The 435-nt window shown below is 68.7% G+C and carries 1 protein-coding gene; it reads left to right on the top strand.

The features are described from left to right. Nucleotides 1-435: TSUP family transporter (locus tag C5B90_RS20210; RefSeq protein ID WP_148708290.1), on the top strand; the 435-nt coding region annotated here is incomplete at both ends.

Consider the following 435-nt stretch of genomic DNA (forward strand, 5'->3'; position numbering starts at 1 on the left):
CTCGTCGTCGGCGTCCTGTTCGGGTTCTTCGGCATGGGCGGGTCGTTCCTCGTCACGCCGGCCCTGCTCATGTTGGAGTACCCGGCGCCGGTCGCGGTCGGCAGCGGGATGGCGTTCGTCTTCGGGACGGCCGTCATCGCGACGCTGAAACACCACGACCTCGGGCAGGTGGACTACAAGCTCGGCGTGATCATGATCACCGGCACGACGATCGGCATCGAGGCCGGGCGCGCCAGCGTCTACTACCTCGAATCGCTCGGGCTCGCCGGCGGCGTCATCAGCATCGCCTACGTCGTCCTGCTCGGCGGCGTCGGTGCGATGGTCACCCGCGACGCCCTGAAGGGCGACGGCGGCGGCGGCGTCGACCACGAGGCCGCCGACAAGGACCTCGACGAGTACGAGATCCCCGAGGTCGCGAAGAAGATCCAACGGACC

It is taken from the genome of Haloferax sp. Atlit-12N (assembly GCF_003383095.1).
GTDB lineage: Archaea > Halobacteriota > Halobacteria > Halobacteriales > Haloferacaceae > Haloferax.